Origin of the sequence: Methanoculleus sp. MH98A, assembly GCF_000691865.1 — an archaeon.
In the GTDB taxonomy this organism is placed as follows: Archaea; Halobacteriota; Methanomicrobia; order Methanomicrobiales; family Methanoculleaceae; genus Methanoculleus.
Genome location: NZ_JMIO01000306.1, coordinates 1 through 536, shown reverse-complemented (window position 1 = coordinate 536; position 536 = coordinate 1). Strand labels below are relative to the sequence as shown.

Below are 536 nucleotides of genomic sequence, written 5' to 3'. Positions count from 1 at the left end.
TCACCCTTGAAAACCGTTAATCATGGTGAAAATGGTGTCCGAATTACCAGATTCCCTTAAAAGGCTGTTGACGATAGAGGAAGATGCCAATCTGTGGGAATATAATGCGAATGGTGTCTTTTTGTGGCCCCTTGTAAGGACATCTGTGTATGGATCAATTATTAACCACATTCACGGATATTCACAGCCTCACGCAAGAGGGGATTACATTAACATGCTAAAGCCTTCTTTTTTACGGGAGTTCTTGAGATCTGGCTATTTCTGGAACTCTAAGAAAGGAAACTATGATAGCGTGTTTTTTACTGCGGGGAGGTCACAGAGGTTCGAAGAAAGTAAACGTTTGTACTGCGATCAACTATACTCTCTGTACTTTAATAATTTCCAGTCCCCTTTAATATTAGAACAGAGTTATAGATTTCAGATTGCCAGACCAAAAGAACATGAAAGAAATACCTTTTTAGCGGATTATATCAAGGTTCTAGTAAAAATAAATTCGTATAGGGAGGATATATCGGGATGCGAAAAGGATTTTTCTA

Annotated in this window: 1 protein-coding gene; it reads left to right on the top strand. The window is 38.4% G+C overall.

Features of this window, described 5'->3' with window-relative positions; translation table 11 throughout:
- Nucleotides 1-22: 22 nt before the first annotated feature.
- Nucleotides 23-536, top strand: a 514-nt coding sequence (locus EI28_RS15230; RefSeq protein WP_231476881.1) for a hypothetical protein, incomplete at its 3' end; no start/stop codon positions are given.